The 19,219-nt window shown below is 71.8% G+C and carries 17 protein-coding genes; 13 read left to right on the top strand and 4 right to left on the bottom strand.

Annotation, left to right across the window (positions count from 1 at the left end):
- Positions 1-39 precede the first annotated feature (39 nt).
- Both ACWCQ1_RS13235 and ACWCQ1_RS13230 read right to left on the bottom strand, forming a co-directional pair.
- On the bottom strand, positions 40-246 hold the full coding sequence (locus ACWCQ1_RS13235; RefSeq protein ID WP_358592422.1) for a DUF397 domain-containing protein: 207 nt from the start codon (positions 244-246) through the stop codon (positions 40-42).
- On the bottom strand, positions 206-1,051 hold the full coding sequence (locus ACWCQ1_RS13230; RefSeq protein ID WP_358592425.1) for a helix-turn-helix domain-containing protein: 846 nt from the start codon (positions 1,049-1,051) through the stop codon (positions 206-208). The genes ACWCQ1_RS13235 and ACWCQ1_RS13230 overlap by 41 nt, the downstream gene beginning before the upstream one ends.
- Before the next feature lie 127 nt (positions 1,052-1,178).
- Between ACWCQ1_RS13230 and ACWCQ1_RS13225 the strand changes: the two genes are divergently transcribed.
- Genes ACWCQ1_RS13225 through ACWCQ1_RS13190 form a run of 8 tightly spaced genes read left to right on the top strand, consistent with a single transcriptional unit; the run spans position 1,179 to position 11,166 of the window.
- Entirely contained in the window at positions 1,179-1,973 is a 795-nt protein-coding gene (locus ACWCQ1_RS13225; protein WP_358592427.1) for a TIGR03084 family metal-binding protein, read from the top strand.
- Positions 1,970-3,649: an acyclic terpene utilization AtuA family protein gene (locus ACWCQ1_RS13220; RefSeq protein ID WP_358592429.1), complete on the top strand. Its 1,680-nt coding sequence runs from the start codon at positions 1,970-1,972 to the stop codon at positions 3,647-3,649. Before ACWCQ1_RS13225 ends, ACWCQ1_RS13220 begins: the two co-directional genes overlap by 4 nt.
- On the top strand, positions 3,604-5,244 hold the full coding sequence (locus tag ACWCQ1_RS13215) for an acyl-CoA carboxylase subunit beta (protein ID WP_451026486.1): 1,641 nt from the start codon (positions 3,604-3,606) through the stop codon (positions 5,242-5,244). The genes ACWCQ1_RS13220 and ACWCQ1_RS13215 overlap by 46 nt, the downstream gene beginning before the upstream one ends.
- 16 nt (positions 5,245-5,260) lie before the next feature.
- Positions 5,261-7,108, top strand: coding sequence for an acetyl/propionyl/methylcrotonyl-CoA carboxylase subunit alpha (locus ACWCQ1_RS13210; RefSeq protein ID WP_451026485.1), 1,848 nt, complete (start codon positions 5,261-5,263; stop codon positions 7,106-7,108).
- 5 nt (positions 7,109-7,113) lie between these two features.
- Positions 7,114-8,244 (top strand): acyl-CoA dehydrogenase family protein, encoded by a 1,131-nt coding sequence (locus ACWCQ1_RS13205; RefSeq protein ID WP_358592437.1) that lies wholly within the window; start codon positions 7,114-7,116, stop codon positions 8,242-8,244.
- 8 nt (positions 8,245-8,252) lie between these two features.
- Entirely contained in the window at positions 8,253-9,830 is a 1,578-nt protein-coding gene (locus ACWCQ1_RS13200) for a 4-coumarate--CoA ligase family protein (protein WP_451026484.1), read from the top strand.
- On the top strand, positions 9,827-10,561 hold the full coding sequence (locus ACWCQ1_RS13195) for an enoyl-CoA hydratase family protein (RefSeq protein WP_451026483.1): 735 nt from the start codon (positions 9,827-9,829) through the stop codon (positions 10,559-10,561). Before ACWCQ1_RS13200 ends, ACWCQ1_RS13195 begins: the two co-directional genes overlap by 4 nt.
- Positions 10,549-11,166 (top strand): TetR/AcrR family transcriptional regulator, encoded by a 618-nt coding sequence (locus ACWCQ1_RS13190; protein ID WP_451026482.1) that lies wholly within the window; start codon positions 10,549-10,551, stop codon positions 11,164-11,166. The genes ACWCQ1_RS13195 and ACWCQ1_RS13190 overlap by 13 nt, the downstream gene beginning before the upstream one ends.
- 28 nt (positions 11,167-11,194) lie before the next feature.
- On the opposite strand, the gene ACWCQ1_RS13185 is transcribed toward ACWCQ1_RS13190, so the two are convergent.
- Positions 11,195-12,295, bottom strand: a complete 1,101-nt coding sequence (locus ACWCQ1_RS13185; RefSeq protein WP_358592446.1) for a citrate synthase 2 — start codon at positions 12,293-12,295, stop codon at positions 11,195-11,197.
- Positions 12,296-12,595: 300 nt separating this feature from the next.
- Between ACWCQ1_RS13185 and pdxH the strand changes: the two genes are divergently transcribed.
- The 3 genes from pdxH to ACWCQ1_RS13170 all read left to right on the top strand — a co-directional run bounded on the left by pdxH (position 12,596) and on the right by ACWCQ1_RS13170 (position 15,970).
- The gene (gene pdxH / locus ACWCQ1_RS13180) at positions 12,596-13,264 is read left to right on the top strand and encodes a pyridoxamine 5'-phosphate oxidase (protein ID WP_451026481.1); all 669 of its coding nucleotides are present in this window, start codon (positions 12,596-12,598) and stop codon (positions 13,262-13,264) included.
- Between the two features lie 328 nt (positions 13,265-13,592).
- On the top strand, positions 13,593-14,426 hold the full coding sequence (locus ACWCQ1_RS13175; protein ID WP_358592449.1) for a GNAT family N-acetyltransferase: 834 nt from the start codon (positions 13,593-13,595) through the stop codon (positions 14,424-14,426).
- A gap of 137 nt (positions 14,427-14,563) precedes the next feature.
- Complete coding sequence (locus ACWCQ1_RS13170; RefSeq protein ID WP_133045592.1) at positions 14,564-15,970, top strand: PAS domain-containing protein; 1,407 nt, start codon at positions 14,564-14,566, stop codon at positions 15,968-15,970.
- A 72-nt stretch (positions 15,971-16,042) separates the two neighbouring features.
- On the opposite strand, the gene ACWCQ1_RS13165 is transcribed toward ACWCQ1_RS13170, so the two are convergent.
- Positions 16,043-16,798: an SIS domain-containing protein gene (locus ACWCQ1_RS13165; protein WP_133045591.1), complete on the bottom strand. Its 756-nt coding sequence runs from the start codon at positions 16,796-16,798 to the stop codon at positions 16,043-16,045.
- A 228-nt stretch (positions 16,799-17,026) separates the two neighbouring features.
- Between ACWCQ1_RS13165 and ACWCQ1_RS13160 the strand changes: the two genes are divergently transcribed.
- Both ACWCQ1_RS13160 and ACWCQ1_RS13155 read left to right on the top strand, forming a co-directional pair.
- Complete coding sequence (locus ACWCQ1_RS13160; protein WP_054216870.1) at positions 17,027-17,719, top strand: metal-dependent transcriptional regulator; 693 nt, start codon at positions 17,027-17,029, stop codon at positions 17,717-17,719.
- A gap of 564 nt (positions 17,720-18,283) precedes the next feature.
- Positions 18,284-19,219, top strand: coding sequence for an alpha/beta fold hydrolase (locus tag ACWCQ1_RS13155; RefSeq protein WP_358592456.1), 936 nt, complete (start codon positions 18,284-18,286; stop codon positions 19,217-19,219).

Below are 19,219 nucleotides of genomic sequence, written 5' to 3'. Positions count from 1 at the left end.
GTACTGCGGGGGCGGTGGATGGCGCGCGCGAATTTCGCTTCAGTCGCGAGGCCTGCCGGCGGTCCCGTGGACGAAGGCGGAGAAGGCGGCCGGGCTGAGGGTGAGCACCCCCGCGGAGGGGTTCTTGGAGTCGCGGACGGCTATGTGGGGGGTGAGGGCCGCCACTTCCACGCAGTCCCCTCCGGTGTCGCCGCTGTAGGAGGACTTACGCCAGATCGCGCCCGTGGGGTTCGGATTGGTTCGCATAACGTTCCTCCATCACGCGGGCGATCAGGGCAGCCGAGTCCCTGGGGGAGAGAGCAGCGGCCTGAAGGTGATCGTAACGGGCCGAACCTTCCTTGAAGGCTTCGGGGTTGGCCGTCATGTGCCCCTGGACGAAGTCCTCGGTGTAGACGATCTCCGGGTCGTTCGCGAAGCGCAGGAGGTTGAACGAGCCCATCAGCCCCGTGTGCGCGCCTGTCTCGAACGGCAGCACCTGGATGTCCAGCCACTTGCGCTGCTGCATGGTCAGCAGATGCGCCAGTTGTTCCCGCATGACCTCCCGCCCACCGACTTCCTGATGCAGCACCGCCTCGCTCAACACCACCCACATCACCCGGGGTTCGTCGCGGTCCAGGATGCGCTGCCGGTCCAGTCTCGCTGCCACCTTGGCATCGAGGTCGCCGTCCTCGCGTACCCCGAGCAGTGCTCTCGCGTACGCCGGTGTCTGCAGCAGACCGTAGACGACCTGGGCCTGGAACGCGGAGATGTACGCCGCCTTCGCCTCCATCTCCGCATACGGCTGAAACCAACTCGGCAACTGACTCCGCAGTACCAGCCCCACCAACCTCGAGAACGTCCCGCCCGTCCCCAGCGCCGCGTCCACCCGCTCCGAGAACTCCCGTTGCGGTACCTTCCCCGCCGTCTCGATCTGGCCGATCAACGACCCCGTGCAGAACACGATCGACCCGAGTGATTTCTGCGTCAGTCCTGCCGCCTCCCGAACGCGGCGCAGTTCGTAGCCGTAGTAGTCCAAGGGTGACGCGCTGGGATCAAGTTCGCGGATATGCACGGCCACCACCTTCCATCACGCAGAGTAGTCGAACGACCGCGCAGAGGTCCCGGAGTTGTGGAAAACCGTCCGGCGAATTAATGCAAGCACGCTTGCTTGTTTCTGGGGCCCCTGCCATGCTCGCCTCATGGCCGACCCGACGCCCGTCATCGACGATCTGCGTGCGGAGAGCGAGGAACTCGACCGGCTCGTGGCCGAGTTGAGCCCGGAGCAATGGGCGCTCGCGACTCCCGCAGCAGGCTGGACCATCGCTCACCAGATCGCCCACCTCGCCTGGACCGACCACTCCTCGGTGCTGGCGGTGACCGATCGGGAGGCCTTCTCCCGCGAGGTCGAGCAGGCACTGGCCGCACCCGGCGACTTCGTCGACAACGGCGCGGAGGAGGGAGCCGGTAAGCCGCCAGAGCAGCTGCTCGCCGACTGGCGGGCCGGGCGCGAGGCGCTGGAGGCGGCCCTGCGCTCCGCACCCGAGGGCGCCCGTTTCCCCTGGTACGGGCCGCCCATGTCCATCGCCTCCATGGCCACCGCCCGCCTCATGGAGACCTGGGCCCACGGTATGGACGTGGCCGACGCCCTCGGCGTGAAGCGCACCCCCACCGACCGGCTCCGGCACATCGTCCGCCTCGGCGTCCGCACCCGCGACTTCGCCTTCGGTGTGCACGGGCTGCCCGTGCCGTTCGAGGAGTTCCGCGTGGAACTCACCGCGCCGTCGGGGGAGTTGTGGCTCTACGGCCCAGAGGACGCGGACGACCGCGTCACCGGACCCGCCCTGGACTTCTGCCTCCTCGTCACCCAGCGCGCCCACCGCGCCGACCTGGCCCTCGAAGCCGTCGGCCCCGACGCCGGCCGCTGGCTGGACATCGCCCAGGCCTTCGCCGGACCGCCGGGTGCCGGGCGCCCGCGCAAGGGGGAGGGCGCATGACGGCGGCCCTGCGCATCGGCAACGCCTCCGGCTTCTACGGCGACCGTTTCGACGCCATGCGCGAGATGCTCACGGGCGGCGAGCTGGACGTGCTGACCGGGGATTATCTGGCCGAGCTGACCATGCTGATCCTCGGGCGGGACCGGCTGAAGGATCCCCGCGCCGGATACGCCCGCACCTTTCTGCGGCAGCTGGAGGAGTGCCTGGGGCTCGCCCACGCGCGCGGGGTGAGAATCGTCGCCAATGCGGGCGGGCTCAATCCCGCCGGACTGGCTGACCGGGTACGGCAGTTGGCGGACCGGCTCGGCATCCCCGTGCGGGTCGCCCATGTCGAGGGCGACGACCTCACCGCCACCCACCCGGGCAGCCTGGCCGCCCACGCCTACCTCGGCGGTTTCGGGATCGCCGCCTGTCTGCGGGAGGGCGCGGACGTCGTCGTCACCGGGCGCGTGACGGACGCCGCGCTGGTCACCGGGCCCGCCGCCGCCCACTTCGGATGGAAGAAGAGCGAGTACGACCGGCTCGCGGGGGCCGTCGTCGCCGGGCATGTCCTGGAGTGCGGGACGCAGGCCACCGGCGGCAACTACGCCTTCTTCGCGGAGAGGGGTCGTGACGTCCGCAGGCCCGGTTTTCCCCTCGCCGAGATCCATGAGGACGGCAGCTCCGTCGTCACCAAGCATCCCGGCACGGGTGGCTTCGTGGACGTGGGGACCGTCACCGCGCAACTGCTGTACGAGACCGGGGGCGCCCGGTACGCGGGGCCGGACGTCACCGCCCGGCTGGACACCGTACGGCTCACCCAGGACGGGCCGGACCGGGTGCGGATCGACGGGGTGCGCGGTGAGGCGCCGCCCCCGACCCTCAAGGTCGGCCTCAACCGGCTCGGCGGTTTCCGCAACGAGGTCGTCTTCGTCCTGACCGGCCTCGACATCGAGGCCAAGGCCGCGCTGGTACGGGAGCAGATGGAGCCGGCGGTGAGCAAGGTCGCCGATGCCCGCTGGGAGTTGGCGCGTACCGACCGGCCCGACGCGTCCACCGAGGGGACGGCGAGCGCGCTGCTGCGGCTCGTGGTGCGGGACCCGGACCAGGAGGCGGTGGGGCGTGCGCTGAGCGGGGCCGCCGTCGAGCTGGCGCTGGCCAGCTACCCGGGGTTCCATGTGCTGGCGCCACCCGGAAAGGGCGCGCCCTATGGGGTCTTCGAGGATGTGTACGTCCCCCATGGTGCCGTCGACCATGTGGCCGTCCTCCACGACGGGCGCCGGGAGCCGGTGGCGCCGGCCCACGACACCCTCGTACTCGACGATCCACCGGCCGTGGAACTGCCGGAACCTCTTCCCGCCGGGCCCCTCCGCCGTGCTCCGCTCGGGCTCCTCGCCGGGGCGCGCAGTGGGGACAAGGGCGGGAACGCCAACGTGGGGGTGTGGGTGCGGACGGACGAGGCCTGGCGGTGGCTCGTCCATGAGCTGACGGTGGACCGCTTCCGGGAGCTGATCCCCGAAGCCGGCGACCTGCCCGTCACCCGGCACGTCCTGCCGAACCTGCGCGCACTGAACTTCGTGGTCGAGGGGATCCTCGGCGAGGGCGTCGCCGCCCAGCACCGCTTCGACCCGCAGGCCAAGGCGCTCGGCGAATGGCTGCGCGCCCGCCACCTGGACATCCCGGAGGTCCTGCTGTGACCGTCATCGAATCCGGCCTGGACACCGCCGGTCCGGACTACCGGGCCAACCGCGAGGCCATGCTCGCCAAGCTGGCCGACCTGACGGCCGAGCACGCGAAGGCGCTGGCGGGCGGCGGTGAGAAGTACGTCCAACGGCACCGCAAGCGGGGGAAGTTGCTGGCGCGCGAGCGGATCGAGCTGCTGCTCGACCCGGACTCGCCCTTCCTGGAGCTGTCGCCGCTGGCCGCCTGGGGCAGCGAGTACACCGTGGGTGCCTCGCTCGTCACCGGCATCGGGGTGGTGGAGGGCGTGGAGTGTCTGATCACCGCCAACGACCCGACCGTGCGCGGCGGTGCCAGCAATCCCTGGTCGCTGAAGAAGGCGCTGCGGGCCAACGACATCGCCCTCGCCAACCGTCTGCCCTGCATCAGCCTGGTGGAGTCGGGCGGCGCCGATCTGCCGTCCCAGAAGGAGATCTTCATCCCCGGGGGCGCCATCTTCCGGGATCTGACGCGGCTTTCGGCGGCCGGTATCCCGACCGTCGCGGTCGTCTTCGGCAACTCGACGGCGGGGGGCGCGTACATCCCCGGCATGTCCGACCACGTGATCATGGTCAAGGAGCGTGCCAAGGTCTTCCTCGGCGGGCCGCCCCTGGTGAAGATGGCCACCGGTGAGGAGAGCGACGACGAGTCCCTCGGCGGTGCCGAGATGCACGCACGCGTGTCGGGACTCGCGGACTACTTCGCCGTCGACGAACCCGACGCGCTGCGGCAGGCACGGCGGGTGGTGGCCCGTCTCAACCACCGCAAGGCGCACACCGATCCGGGCCCGGCCGAGCCCCCCAAGTACTCCGCCGATGAGCTGCTGGGCATCGTCCCGGGGGACCTGAAGACCCCCTTCGACCCGCGCGAGGTCATCGCCCGGATCGTCGACGCCTCCGACTTCGACGAGTTCAAGCCGCTGTACGGGACGAGCCTGGCGACCGGGTGGGCGACCCTGCACGGCTATCCGGTCGGCATCCTGGCGAACGCCCAGGGGGTGCTCTTCAGCGAGGAGTCCCAGAAGGCGGCCCAGTTCATCCAGCTCGCCAACCAGCGTGACATCCCGCTGCTGTTCCTGCACAACACCACCGGCTACATGGTCGGCAAGGAGTACGAGCAGGGCGGGATCATCAAGCACGGCGCGATGATGATCAACGCGGTGAGCAACAGCCGGGTCCCGCATCTGTCGGTGCTGATGGGCGCCTCCTACGGCGCCGGGCACTACGGCATGTGCGGGCGGGCCTACGATCCCCGCTTCCTGTTCGCCTGGCCCAGCGCCAAGTCGGCCGTCATGGGCCCGCAGCAGCTCGCCGGCGTGCTGTCGATCGTCGCCCGGCAGTCGGCGGCCGCGAAGGGGCAGCCGTACGACGAGGACGGCGACGCCGCCCTGCGGGCCATGGTGGAGCAGCAGATCGAGTCCGAGTCGCTGCCGATGTTCCTGTCGGGGCGGCTGTACGACGACGGCGTCATCGACCCGCGCGACACCCGCACCGTCCTCGGCCTGTGTCTGTCGGCCATCCACACCGCGCCGTACGAGGGTGCGCGCGGCGGCTTCGGCGTCTTCCGGATGTGAGGATCCAGTGACTTCCATGATCACTTCCGTTCTGGTCGCCAACCGGGGCGAGATCGCCTGCCGGATCTTCCGCACCTGCCGCGAGCTGGGCATCCGGACGGTCGCGGTGCACTCCGACCCCGACGAGAACGCGCTCCACGCGTGCGTGGCCGACACGGCGGTACGGCTGCCGGGCGCGGCGCCCGCGGAGACGTATCTGCGCGGCGACCTGATCGTGAAGGCGGCGATCGCCGCGGGCGCGGACGCCGTGCACCCCGGTTACGGCTTCCTGAGCGAGAACGCCGACTTCGCGCGGGCGGTCCTCGACGCCGGCCTGGTCTGGATCGGGCCGCCCCCGTCCGCCATCGAGGCCATGGCGTCCAAGACCCGCGCCAAGGAGCTGATGGGGCTCGCGCCCCTGACCGAGGTGACCGAGGCCGACCTGCCGGTGCTGGTGAAGGCGGCCGCGGGCGGCGGGGGGCGTGGGATGCGGGTCGTGCGCCGTCTTGAGGAGCTGGGCGCCGCGCTGGAGGGCGCGCGCGCCGAGGCCGCGAGCGCGTTCGGGGACGGCGAGGTGTTCGTCGAGCCGTACGTCGAGAACGGCCGCCATGTCGAGGTGCAGGTGCTCGCCGACGCGCACGGCACGGTGTGGGCGCTGGGCACGCGCGACTGCTCCCTCCAGCGGCGCCACCAGAAGGTGATCGAGGAGGCGCCCGCGCCCGGGCTCTCCGAGGGGCTCGAAGAGGAGGTGCGCGCGCTGTCCGTGCGCGCCGCGCACGCCGTCTCGTACGTCGGCGCGGGCACGGTGGAGTTCCTCGTCGCCGACGACAAGGCCCACTTCCTGGAGATGAACACCCGCCTCCAGGTGGAACACCCGGTCACCGAGGCCGTGTTCGGCATCGACCTGGTGGCGCTGCAACTCCGGGTCGCCGAGGGACACGCCCTCGACGGCGACCCGCCACGCGCGCGTGGCCACGCCGTCGAGGCCCGCCTCTACGCCGAGGACCCCGCGCGCGACTGGTCCCCGCAGACCGGCACCCTGCACCGCCTCACCGTCCCCGGCATCCGCCTGGACACGGGCTACGAAGACGGCGACACCATCGGCGTCCACTACGACGCGATGCTCGCGAAGGCCGTCGCCCACGCCCCCACGCGCGCGGAGGCGGTCCGCAGACTCGCCGGCGCCCTGGAACGCGCCACGATCCACGGCCCCACCACCAACCGCGACCTGCTGATCCGCTCCCTGCGCCACGAGGAGTTCACGGCGGCCCGCATGAACACGGGCTTCTACGACCGCCACCTGGCCGCCCTCACCGAACCGGCCCCCGACCCGCACGCCCCCCTGGCCGCCGCCCTCGCCGACGCCCGCTCGGGCGGCTCCCGCTTCGGCGGCTGGCGCAACGTCCCCTCCCAGCCGCAGGTCAAACGGTACGCGGCGGGGGACGAGGAGCGCGAGGTCCACTACCGTCACACGCGCGCGGGCGGCCTCGAGGCGGACGGGGTCCGGGTCGTGCACGCCGCCCCCGACCTGGTCGTACTCGAAGTGGACGGCGTACAGCGCAGGTTCGCGGTGTCGAGATACGGCGACGAGGTGTACGTGAACGCCACGGCGCTCAGGGCCCTGCCCCGCTTCGCCGACCCCACCGCCCAGCACGCCCCCGGCTCCCTCCTGGCCCCCATGCCGGGAACGGTCGTGAAGGTGGCCGAGGGACTGACCGTAGGAGCCGCCGTACGGGCCGGAGAGGCCCTTCTGTGGCTGGAGGCGATGAAGATGCAGCACAAGATCGCGGCACCCGTCACGGGGAGGCTCAGCGCCCTCCACGTGACCACCGGCCGGCAGGTGGAGGTCGGCGCTCTGCTGGCCGTCGTGGAGGAGGAGCAGTGAGCGTCATGATCGAGACCGAGGAACACAAGGCCCTGCGAGCCGCCGTCGCCGCCCTCGGCAAGCGTCACGGGCGGGACTACGTCCGCGAGGACCTCTGGTCCGAGGCGGCCAAACTCGGCTACCTCGGCGTCAACCTCCCCGAGGAGTACGGGGGCGGAGGCGGCGGGATCGCCGAACTCTCCATCGTCCTGGAAGAACTCGGCGCAGCCGGCTGCCCGTTGCTGATGATGGTCGTCTCCCCGGCGATCTGCGGCACGGTCATCGCCCGCTTCGGCACGGACGCCCAGAAACGCGCCTGGCTCCCCGCCCTCGCCGACGGCACCCGCACCATGGCCTTCGGCATCACCGAACCCGACGCCGGCTCCAACTCCCACCGCATCACCACCACCGCCCGCCGCGACCCCGACACCGGCGACTGGCTGCTCACCGGCCGAAAGGTCTTCATCTCCGGCGTCGACCTGGCCGACGCGACCCTCATCGTCGGCCGCACCGAGGACTCCCGCACCGGCCGCCTCAAGCCCTGCCTCTTCATCGTCCCGCGCGACGCCGAAGGCTTCACCCGACGCCAGATCGACATGGAACTCCAGGCCGCGGAGAAGCAGTTCGAACTCGTCCTGGACGACGTGCGGCTGCCCGCCGACGCCCTGGTCGGCGACGAGGACGCCGGCCTCCTGCAGCTGTTCGCCGGCCTCAACCCCGAGCGGATCATGACGGCCGCCTTCGCGATCGGCATGGGCCGTTACGCCCTCGGGCGCGCCGTCGAGTACGCGCGCGACCGCGCCGTCTGGAACACCCCCATCGGCGCCCACCAGGCGATCGCCCACCCTCTCGCCCAGGCGCACATCGACCTCGAACTCGCCCGCCTGATGATGCAGAAAGCGGCCCACCTCTACGACGCCGGGGACGACGTCGGAGCGGGCGAGGCGGCGAACATGGCGAAGTACGCGGCGGGGGAGGCGTGCGTGCGGGCGGTCGACCAGGCCGTGCACACCCTCGGCGGCAACGGCCTCACCCGGGAATTCGGGCTCGCCTCGTTGATAACCGCCTCGCGCGTGGCTCGTATTGCTCCGGTGAGCCGGGAGATGATTCTCAACTACGTCTCCCACCAGACCCTGGGCCTGCCCAAGTCGTACTAGGAGGAACCGTGTTCCGGAGCGAGTACGCCGATGTGGCGGCCGTCGACCTGCCCATCCACGACGCGGTGCTGGGCCGCGCCGCCGAATACGGTGACGCTCCCGCCCTGATCGACGGGACGGACGGCACCACCCTCACGTACGAACAACTCGACCGCTTCCACCGTCGCGTCGCGGCCGGACTCGCCGAGGCCGGCGTCCGCAAGGGCGACGTACTCGCCCTGCACAGCCCCAACACCATCGCCTTCCCGACCGCCTTCTACGCCGCCACGCGCGCGGGCGCCTCCGTCACCACCGTGCACCCGCTCGCCACACCCGAGGAGTTCGCCAAGCAGCTGGGGGACTCGGCGGCCCGCTGGATCGTCACCGTCTCCCCGCTGCTCCAGGCCGCGCGCCGGGCGGCCGAACTCGCGGGCGGCGTACGGGAGATCTTCGTCTGCGACAGCGCGCCCGGCCACCGCTCCCTCATCGACATGCTGGCCTCCGCCGCCCCCGAACCGGCCGTCGACATCGACCCCGCCGAGGACGTCGCCGCGCTGCCCTACTCCTCCGGGACGACCGGCATCCCCAAGGGCGTGATGCTCACCCACCGGCAGATCGCCACCAACCTCGCCCAGCTCGAGTCCGTCATGCCGACCGGACCCGGCGAGCGCATCCTCGCCGTCCTGCCGTTCTTCCACATCTACGGCCTGACCGCCCTCATGAACGCGCCCCTGCGGCTCGGCGCCACCGTCGTCGTCCTGCCCCGCTTCGAGCTCGACACCTTCCTCGCCGCCATCCAGAACCACCGCATCACCGGCCTGTACGTCGCCCCGCCGATCGTCCTCGCCCTCGCCAAGCACCCCGCGGTCGAGCAGTACGACCTGTCGTCGTTGAAGTACATCCTCAGCGCCGCCGCCCCCCTGGACGCCCAGCTCGCCGCGGCCTGCTCCCGACGGCTCGGCCTGCCGCCCGTCGGCCAGGCGTACGGCATGACGGAACTGTCCCCCGGCACCCACGTCGTCCCCCGCGAGGCCATGCCGGACGCCCCGCCCGGCACCGTCGGCAAGCTCATCGCCGGCACCGAGATGCGGATCGTCTCCCTCGACGACCCCGACAAGGACCTCGGCGTCGGCGAGTCCGGCGAGATCCTCATCCGAGGCCCCCAGGTCATGAAGGGCTACCTGGGCCGCCCCGACGCCACCGCCGCCATGATCGACACCGACGGCTGGCTGCACACCGGCGACGTCGGCCATGTGGACGCCGACGGCTGGCTGTTCGTCGTGGACCGGGTCAAGGAACTCATCAAGTACAAGGGCTTCCAGGTGGCCCCCGCCGAACTCGAGGCCCTGCTGCTCACCCACCCCGGCATCGCCGACGCCGCCGTCATCGGCGTCTACAACGACGACAACAACGAGGTCCCGCACGCCTTCGTGGTCCGCCAGCCCACCGCCACCGGCCTCTCGGAGGGCGAGGTGATGATGTACGTCGCCGAACGCGTCGCCCCCTACAAGCGCGTCCGCCAGGTCACCTTCATCGACGGCGTCCCCCGGGCCGCCAGCGGCAAGATCCTCCGCCGGCAGCTGCGGGAACCCAGGGAGCGCGCATGACGTTGATCGGACGTACCCGCGCGCGGGGCGTCGAGACCCTCAGCCTCGACTCCACCGCCAACCGCAACGCGCTCTCCGCCGTCCTGGTCGGCGAACTCGCCGGCGCGCTCACCGACTGCGCCAAGGACAGCGACGTCCGCGCGGTCGTCCTCACCCACACCGGCAACACCTTCTGCGCGGGCGCCGACCTGCGCGACCCGCCGCCCCCGGACGCCCTCGTCGGACTGCTGCGGCAGATCGTCGAACTGCGCAGACCGGTCGTCGCCCGGGTCACCGGACACGTCCGCGCCGGCGGCCTCGGACTGCTGGCCGCCTGCGACATCGCGGCCGCCTCCACCGACTCCACGTTCGCCTTCACCGAGGTCCGCATCGGCGTGGCCCCCGCCGTCATCTCACTGCCGGTCCTGCCCCGCACCGACCCGCGCGCCATCGCCCGCTACTACCTCACCGGCGAACGCCTCGACGCCGCCGAGGCCGCCCGCATCGGCCTGCTCACGGCCGCCGGGGACGACGTGGACGCCGTACTCGAACCCGTCCTCGACGGCCTGCGCCGGGCCGCGCCCCAAGGACTGGCCGAGACGAAGGCACTGCTCACGGCCAGGGTCCTGGAGACCTTCGACCGGGACACGGCCGACCTCACCGCGCTCTCCGCCCGGCTCTTCGCCTCCCCGCAGGCCCGCGAGGGAATGACGGCCTTTCTGGAACGACGGGATCCGCTATGGGCGCTGTGACCACCGACCAGCGCGAGGAACGAGCCGAGCGCATGCCCAAGCAGGACCGCAGCCGGGCCACCCGGCAACGGCTCCTGGAAGCCGCCGTGGCCTGCCTCGCCGAACACGGCTGGGCCGGCTCCACCGTCACCGTCGTCGCCGAACGCGCCGGCGTCTCCCGGGGCGCCGCCCAGCACCACTTCCCCACCCGCGAGGACCTGTTCACTGCGGCCGTGGAGTACGTCGCCGAGGAACGCTCCACCGCCCTGCGCGCCCTGTTCCCCCAGGGCGCCGCGGACCGCCGGGCCGTCGTGGCCGCCCTCGTCGACCTCTACACCGGCCCCCTCTTCCGCGCCGCCCTCCACCTCTGGGTCGCCGCCTCCAACGAGGACCAGCTCCGCCCCCGCGTCACCGAGCTGGAATCCCACGTCGGCCGCGAGACCCACCGCATCGCGATCGACCTCCTGAACGCCGACGAATCCCGCCCCGGCGTCCGCGAAACCGTCCAGGGCCTCCTGGACATGGCCCGAGGCCTCGGCCTCGCCAACCTCCTGACGGACGACACCGGGCGACGGGAGCGGGTGGTGGGGCAGTGGGCGGTACTGCTCGACGAGGCGCTGGGCTGAGAGTTCCCAGCGCCCCCTCGGACACCCCTCAGTGGGCGATGCTGTCGTAGCCCTCGATCTCGCGCGGTCCGCGGGCCGCCGGGCCCACGTACCGTGCCGACGGCCGCACCAGCCGGCCCGTCCGCTTCTGCTCCAGGATGTGCGCCGACCAGCCGGCCGTACGCGCGCACGTGAACATCGACGTGAACATGTGCGACGGGACCTCGGCGAAGTCCAGGACGATCGCCGCCCAGAACTCGACGTTGGTCGCCAGCACCCGGTCCGGCCGGCGGGCGTGGAGCTCCGCGAGGGCCGCCTTCTCCAGGGCCTCGGCGATCTCGAAGCGCGGCGCGCCCAGTTCGCGGGCGGTACGGCGCAGCACGCGCGCGCGGGGGTCCTCGGCGCGGTACACGCGGTGCCCGAAGCCCATGAGCCGCTCGCCGTTGTCGAGGGCCTGCCGGACGTACGCCTCCGCGTCCCCGGTCCGCTCGATCTCCTCGATCATGTGCAGCACCCGGGAGGGCGCACCACCGTGCAGCGGGCCCGACATGGCCCCCACGGCGCCCGAGAGGGCCGCCGCGACGTCGGCGCCGGTGGAGGCGATCACCCGGGCGGTGAACGTGGACGCGTTCATGCCGTGCTCGGCGGCGGAGGTCCAGTAGGCGTCGACGGCGGCGACGTGCTTCGGGTCCGGCTCGCCCCGCCAGCGGATCATGAACCGCTCAGTGATGGACTGCGCCTTGTCGATCTCCCGCTGCGGCACCATCGGCAGACCCTGGCCGCGCGCCGACTGGGCCACGTACGACAACGCCATGACGGCGGCCCGGGCCAGGTCCTCGCGGGCGTCCTCGGCGTCGATGTCGAGGAGGGGTTTGAGGCCCCACACCGGCGCGAGCATGGCGAGCGCCGACTGGACGTCCACCCGGATGTCACCGGAGTGCACGGGGATCGGGAACGGCTCGGCGGGCGGCAGACCGGGATTGAAGGCGCCGTCGACCAGCAGCCCCCAGACATTGCCGAACGAGACGTGGCCGACCAGGTCCTCGATGTCGACGCCCCGGTACCGCAGGGCGCCGCCCTCCTTGTCCGGTTCGGCGATCTCCGTCTCGAACGCGACGACTCCCTCGAGTCCGGGTACGAAGTCGGACATCAGGCGGCTCCTCGTGTGTGTGCGGCTCTGGCGGCCCGGCCCGTCGGATCCCCGGTCGGCTCGTGCGACTCGCGGTCCTGGCGGCCACCCTGGTGATGCCCCGCGCGGTTGGTCGTTCAACCGGAACGGCATCAGCACGATATCTCCGAGTGCCATTTTTGGGGAGGGTTCACGGCACTCAGTGCCACGTCGCTGAGCGCCTCAGTGCCACTTCGGTGCCACTTCGCTTCGATTCCGGTTCGACTTCGGTGCCGCGGAGGCGCTTCGTCGGGGCATTCGTGCGTACGGCAAGATGACCGCGTGACCGACCGAGACGCCGTCCCCCTCGATCCCGCCGCGATGCGCAAGCAGTACCGGGCCGAGGGCCTCGCCGAGTCCGAGCTGGCCGCCACGCCCGTGGAACAGTTCGCGCACTGGTTCGCGCAGGCCGCGACCGAGGCCCATCTCTTCGAGCCGAACGCCATGATCGTCTCCACGGCGAACGCCCAGGGCCGCCCCAGCTCGCGGACCGTGCTGCTGAAGGGGTTCGACGAGAAGGGCTTCGTCTTCTACACCAACTACGACTCCCGCAAGGGCCGCGACCTCGCCGAGAACCCGTACGTCTCGCTGCTCTTCCCCTGGCACCCCATGGCCCGCCAGGTCATCGTCAGCGGCGTCGCCCGCCGCACCGGCCGCGACGAGACCGCCGCCTACTTCCGCAGCCGCCCGCACGGCTCCCAGCTCGGCGCCTGGTCCAGCGCCCAGTCCAGCGTGATCCCCTCCCGCGCGGAACTCGACGCCTCCTACACCGAACTCGCGGCCCGCTACCCGGAGGGCGAACAGGTCCCCGTGCCCCCGAACTGGGGTGGCTTCCGGGTGGCCCCCGAGACGGTGGAGTTCTGGCAGGGCCGTGAGAACCGCCTGCACGACCGGCTGCGCTACGTGGCGGAGCCGGACGGAAGCTGGCGCGTGGAACGGCTCAGCCCCTGACTGTCCCCAGCACCCGCGAAACGCAGACGACCCGCGAGCTCTGGTCCCTCCGCCTCAGCGAAGGAGCCGGCCGGACGTACCGGCGAGCTCGCGGGTCGGGTGACTGCTTGGGATTGGGCCGGCTGCACGTTTCGCTCACGTGCTGGTCCGGCACCGCACTCGGTGTGGTGGCGAGCCGCTAGCCCGCAGTCACCTCACGCGTCCGGTATTCATACATCTGCCGAACCACCTCCCTTCTCGTGTGCTCCACACCCTAAGAACGGCTCGGCTCTCGATCAACCGTTTTTTTGGAAGAAGGATCCGGGGCGGCTCGCATAGCGTTCGGCGCATGACGGAGCAGCAGGCGGAGCGGCGCGCGATTCTCAGTGGGTCGGCCTTCGAGGAGCGGATCGGGTATGCGCGGGCCGTGGTGGACGGGGACTGGGTGCATGTGTCCGGGACCACCGGGTTCGACTACGCGGCCATGACGATCTCCGAGGACGTCGTCGAGCAGGCCGAGCAGTGTCTGCGCAATATCGGGGACGCGCTGGGGCGGGCCGGGTGTGGGTTCGAGGACGTCGTTCGGGTGCGTTATCTGTTGCCGGAGCGGGAGGACTTCGAGCCGTGCTGGCCCGTGCTGCGCCGGGTCTTCGGTCAGGTGCGGCCGGCGGCGACGATGATGGTGTGCGGGCTGGCCGACCCCCGGATGCGGATCGAGGTCGAGGTGTACGCGCGGCGCAGGACGCTGCGGATCGAGGCCGTGCACGGGGAGGACATGCTGGAGGAGTGGCGGTACGTGCACAACACCGTCGTGCCGCCCGCCGTCATGTCCCTGGACGATGCGCGGGGGCGGCTCGGGCGGTATCGGATGGAGAACGCGTATCTGGGGGACGTGCTCGTGGGGTGCTCCACCGTGCGGCCGCCGGAGGGGGAGGGCGCGGTCGCGACCGTCATCGCGCGCGTGCTGCCCGAGTACCGGGGGCGCGGCTTCGGGACCGCGCTGTACGAGAGGGGGCTCACGCACGCGCGTGTGCTGGGCGCGCGAGGCGTGGAGACGTGCGTGCTGGCGGCCAATGAGGACGGGCTGCGGTTCGCCGAGCGGCGCGGGTTCGTCGAGGTGGAGCGGTATGTGCTCGACGGGGAGAGCGAGCTCTGGGTTGATCTTCGGCTGGGTCAGGGGTGATGGTGGAGGGGAGTGGCGGGCAACGATTCTCTCAATCTTGGGGAACTCGGTGTGTGCTGCGTCACGTTCCAGTTAGATGATTGCGAGTGAGCGAACCGACGCGCCGTACCTGCGGACGCAGCTGGCAGGGGGTCCAGGTGAGTGCTTCCCGGCGTAGTGGGACCACCGATGAGCTCGGGCCGGACGAGCCCGAGCGGGCCGGCCCCGTGGGCCCGGACGGCTCGGATCTGCTCGCCGCGCTGCTCGACGGCATGGACGCGGCGCTGTGCGCCTTCGACGCGGACGGGGTCGTCACCCACTGGAACCGCGAGGCCGAGCGGATCCTGGGCTGGACCGCGGCCGAGGCGGTGGGCCGGCACGGATTCGCGGGCTGGGCCGTGCGGGAGGCCGACGCGGAGGAGGTCGAGGGGCGGCTGATGTCCGCCATGCAGGCCCCCGGGCGGCAGGTGCACGAGTTCGCGTTGCTGACCAAGGACGGCGGGCGGGTGCTCGTACGGACCCAGTCGGCCGCCGTACGAGGGCCGGACGGGAAGCCCGCGGGGGTGTACTGCGCCTTCAGCGAGGTGCACACGCAGATCGATCTGGAGCGGTCGATCGCGCTGAGCGAGGCGCTGTTCGAGGACGCCAGCTGGGGTGTCGTGCTCGTCGACGCGGATCTGCGGCCGGCGGTGGTCAACGCCCATGCGGCGCGGGCGCTGGGCATCGGGCGTACGTCCGCTCTGGGGCGGCCGCTCGGGGAGCTGCTCGCGCAGGGTGTCGAGGAGCTGGAGAGCGCGTTCACGCACGTCCTGGCGGAGGGCGCGCCGCCCGCGCCCGCCGAGATCTGGGTGAGCGTGCGCACGGCGGAGGGTGAGCAGCGGCGGTGCTGGCGGTGCGGGTTCGTACGGCTGGCCTCACCGCTCGCCGAGGAGCCGGTGCCGCTCGGGGTGGGATGGCTCTTCCAGGACGTGACCGAGGGCAAGCAGGGCGAGCAGGAGGCGGCGCTGCTGCGGTTCAGGTCCATCCAGTTGCACCGTGCGGCGCGGGCGGCCGCCGAGTGCGAGGATCCGCGGGAGGCGGCGACGGTCCATCTGGACTTCGCGCTCGCCGGGTTCGCCGATCACGCGCTGATCGACCGGGTGGCCGGGGGCGCGGTGGCCGACGCGGCGGCGGAGGGACCGGTCCGGCTGGTACGGGTCGCCGCCACGCCGTCCGGTGGGCCGGGGCCGAGTCTGCTCACCGGCAAGGCGGGGCTGCCGGTGCGGTACGGGCAGGGGCATCCGGCGTTGCAGTGCGTGGAGCGGGCCGGGTCGGTGCGGGCGAGCGTGGGAGCGGCCGGCGGTGAGCAGGCGCGGGAGTGGGCCGTGGCCCGGCAGTGGCCCGCGGATGTGGTGCACGCGTTGTGCGCGGTGTTGCGCAGTCGGGGGCGGACGTTGGGAGTGGTGACGTTTCTGCGGGGGAGTGGGCGGAGCCAGTTCGAGCGGGCCGACGCCGTGTACGCGGAGGACGTGGCCGTCCGGATCGCCGCCGCGCTGGACCTGGCGGGGGTTGTGGACGCGGGCTAGGCGACGGGCTGGGCGGATCCAAACGACCAGTCGGCTCCGAACGACCAGGCGGCTCCGAACGACCAAGCGGCTCTAGCGCCGGTAGAAGATGCGGTCCGCGTACTCGGTCATCACCCTGCCGTTCCAGTCGTGGCCGCCGTCCACGTTGCCCGACCTCAGCAGCGGGGGCTCGATGCCCCGTTCGGCCAGACGTCCCGCTGCCGTCGCCATCACGGCCTGCATGATCGCGCTGGTGACGACCGTGGAGGCGGGGGCGAAGGGGGCCGGGACGGTGTCCAGGGTGAGGGTCGCGTCCCCGATGGCGATCTTGGAGTCGAGGACGATGTCGCAGTGGTCCTTGAGGTAGGTGCCCGAGGCGTGGCGGGAGCGCGTCTCCGTCGTGTACGCCACGGACGTGAGGCCGATGACCTTCACCCCCAGGGCGCGGGCTTTCATGGCCATCTCCACGGGGAGTGCGTTGCGGCCGGAGAGGGAGATGATGACCAGCGCGTCGCCCGCGCGGAGCGGGGAGGTGTCCAGGACGGCGCTCGCGAGTCCGTCGACGCGCTCCAGGGCGGAGCCGAGCGTGGCCGGCATGACGTCGACGCCGACGACGCCGGGCACGGCGAGCAGGTTCATCAGGGCGAGTCCGCCGGCGCGGTAGACGACGTCCTGGGCGGGCAGCGAGGAGTGGCCTGCGCCGAAGGCGAAGAGGCGGCCCCCGTCGGCGACGGTGTCGGCGAGCAGTGTGCCCGCCGCCGTGACGGCCTCCGCCTCCTCGTCCCGGACCCGTCGCAGAAGCTCGATCGCGGCGTCGAAGAACTGGTCGGCCAGTGTGGCGTCGCTCATGCGGGTCCCTTTCGGGGCGGGTGGGGGCGGCTGTGTCGCGGATCACCGTGCGGTCTGGACCACTGCCATGTCAATACGATGGCGCAGGACCCTTGGCCGAGGGCGTGGGGGCCCGCGTTTCCTCGGCACGGCACGGTTGTCAGTGGTATGCGTCAGAATTGACTCCAGGGCCAGCGCACGCGCCGGGAAGCTGCTCGTGCTTCCGGCAGATCTCATCGAGGGGCACGTATGTCCGGACTGATCGACACCACGGAGATGTATCTCCGCACCATCCTCGAGCTGGAGGAGGAAGGTGTGGTCCCCATGCGTGCCCGGATCGCCGAGCGGCTCGACCAGAGCGGGCCGACCGTGAGCCAGACGGTGGCGCGGATGGAGCGGGACGGCCTGGTCGCCGTGGCAGCCGACCGGCATCTGGAGCTGACGGACGAGGGCCGTCGCCTCGCCACGCGCGTGATGCGCAAGCACCGGCTCGCGGAGTGTCTGCTGGTCGATGTGATCGGCCTGGAGTGGGAGCAGGTGCACGCGGAGGCGTGCCGCTGGGAGCACGTGATGAGCGAGGCCGTCGAGCGGCGCGTGCTGGAGCTCCTGCGGCACCCGACGGAGTCGCCGTACGGGAACCCGATCCCGGGCCTGGAGGAGCTGGGCGAGAAGGACGGCGCGGACCCGTTCCTGGACGAGGGCATGGTGTCGCTGGCGGACCTGGACCCGGGGTCGGACGGGAAGACGGTCGTGGTGCGCCGTATCGGCGAGCCGATCCAGACGGACGCGCAGCTGATGTACACGCTGCGGCGCGCGGGTGTGCAGCCCGGCTCGGTGGTCAGCGTGACGGAGTCGGCGGGCGGTGTGCTGGTGGGCAGCGGCGGCGAGGCCGCGGAGCTGGAGGCGGACGTCGCCTCCCATGTCTTCGTCGCCAAGCGCTGACGGCGTCACGCCGCTGACGGTGTCTGGCCGCTGACGGCGTGCGGCCGCTGACGACTTCCGGTACCGGTGTGACGGAAGGGGCGTCGTGCCGGTCAGCGCGGGGTGAGGTCACGGCCCGGAATCTGTGCGCCGAAATCGGAGCGCTCGGCCGGATCGCGTGCCAGGCTGTCGCGTGAGGCATATGACCGAGGGGGGAAAGGGATGTGCCGCGGACGTGTGGATGGCCCCGGCGCCTTGTGGCGCCGGGGCCTGTCCTCCCCTGTGCTGACCCGGAGCCCCGAGCTCTCAGGGTCATTCCCCTCGGACCGGTTTCCCCGAGCGGTCCGCCTCCCGCTGAAGATCTCCCCGCGGCGGCGGCGATCATTCCTTGAGGGTGGTCACTCGAACGAGGGGTGTTGTCCGGCGAGACGGCATTTTCGAATACGCATTCGATAGTCTGCGGGTGACGGGGGACGCGGAATCTGCGCTTCAGGAGTGAGTGCACGGCAACGGCAGGACACGGTTCACAGGACCGGCCGGCTCGAGCGGGAGCGGTCCGAGCGGAGCTAGGGGGGTGCCAGGACCATGGCGCGACGCATCGACGTGACCGGGGCGGGCGGCGTACGCCTCGCGGCATGGGAGTTCGGTGACCCGCCCAAGACGGACCCGGCCGGGACCGACCCGCCCGGCCTCGTACCCGGACAGCCGGGACCGCCGGACCGGGCGGCGCCGCCCGCCGACCAGGAGCGCGCGCCCGGGGTGCTGTTACTGCACGGCCTGATGGGCCGCGCCTCGCACTGGGCGTCCACCGCCCGCTGGCTCTCCGAGCGGCACCGGGCCGTCGCGCTCGACCAGCGGGGACACGGCCAGAGCGACAAGCCCCCACAGGCCGCGTTCACCCGTGAGGCATACGTCGAGGACGCGGAGGCCGCCCTCGAACAGCTCGGCCTCGTCCCCGCCGTCCTCATCGGCCACGCCATGGGCGCGCTGACGGCCTGGCAGCTCGCGGCGAAGCGTCCCGAGCTGGTGCGGGGCCTGGTCATCTGCGACATGCGGGCCTCCGCCCTCGGGGCCGCCTCGCAGCGGGAATGGGCGGACTGGTTCCGGGCATGGCCCGTCCCCTTCGCCACACTGGCGGACGTACGCAAGTGGTTCGGTGAGGACGATCCCTGGGTGGAGCGGCCGAATCCGGCGCGCGGGGAGTTCTACGCCGAGGTGATGCACGAGTCCGCCGACGGCTGGCGGCCGGTCTTCGAACCCGAGCAGATGCTGAAGTCCCGGGAGACCTGGGTGTACGACGCGCACTGGGAGGAGCTCACCCAGGTGCGCTGCCCGGCGCTGGTGGTGCGGGGGCTCGACGGGGAGCTGGGGCGGGCGGAGGCGCAGGAGATGGTGCGGGTGCTGCCCCGCGGGGAGTACGCGGAGGTCGCCGACGCCGGCCACCTGGTCCACTACGACCAGCCGGAGGCCTGGCGGGCCGCCATCGAGCCGTTCCTGGACTCCGTGCTCAGCACTCCCTGA

It is taken from the genome of Streptomyces sp. NPDC002144 (genome assembly GCF_053593695.1).
The sequence above is the reverse complement of the archived record's forward strand: the minus strand, read 5'-3'. Positions and strand labels throughout refer to the sequence as shown.

Excerpts from the sequence above, each read along its gene's own strand:
- ACWCQ1_RS13235 (WP_358592422.1), bottom strand. The coding sequence starts at position 246 with ATGCGAACCAATCCGAACCCCACGGGCGCGATCTGGCGTAAGTCCTCC.
- ACWCQ1_RS13225 (WP_358592427.1), top strand. The coding sequence starts at position 1,179 with ATGGCCGACCCGACGCCCGTCATCGACGATCTGCGTGCGGAGAGCGAG.
- ACWCQ1_RS13210 (WP_451026485.1), top strand. The coding sequence starts at position 5,261 with ATGATCACTTCCGTTCTGGTCGCCAACCGGGGCGAGATCGCCTGCCGG.
- ACWCQ1_RS13195 (WP_451026483.1), top strand. The coding sequence starts at position 9,827 with ATGACGTTGATCGGACGTACCCGCGCGCGGGGCGTCGAGACCCTCAGC.
- ACWCQ1_RS13175 (WP_358592449.1), top strand. The coding sequence starts at position 13,593 with ATGACGGAGCAGCAGGCGGAGCGGCGCGCGATTCTCAGTGGGTCGGCC.
- ACWCQ1_RS13215 (WP_451026486.1), top strand. The coding sequence starts at position 3,604 with ATGGCTGCGCGCCCGCCACCTGGACATCCCGGAGGTCCTGCTGTGACC.
- ACWCQ1_RS13155 (WP_358592456.1), top strand. The coding sequence starts at position 18,284 with ATGGCGCGACGCATCGACGTGACCGGGGCGGGCGGCGTACGCCTCGCG.
- ACWCQ1_RS13185 (WP_358592446.1), bottom strand. The coding sequence starts at position 12,295 with ATGTCCGACTTCGTACCCGGACTCGAGGGAGTCGTCGCGTTCGAGACG.
- ACWCQ1_RS13220 (WP_358592429.1), top strand. The coding sequence starts at position 1,970 with ATGACGGCGGCCCTGCGCATCGGCAACGCCTCCGGCTTCTACGGCGAC.
- ACWCQ1_RS13165 (WP_133045591.1), bottom strand. The coding sequence starts at position 16,798 with ATGAGCGACGCCACACTGGCCGACCAGTTCTTCGACGCCGCGATCGAG.
- ACWCQ1_RS13190 (WP_451026482.1), top strand. The coding sequence starts at position 10,549 with ATGGGCGCTGTGACCACCGACCAGCGCGAGGAACGAGCCGAGCGCATG.
- ACWCQ1_RS13205 (WP_358592437.1), top strand. The coding sequence starts at position 7,114 with ATGATCGAGACCGAGGAACACAAGGCCCTGCGAGCCGCCGTCGCCGCC.
- ACWCQ1_RS13160 (WP_054216870.1), top strand. The coding sequence starts at position 17,027 with ATGTCCGGACTGATCGACACCACGGAGATGTATCTCCGCACCATCCTC.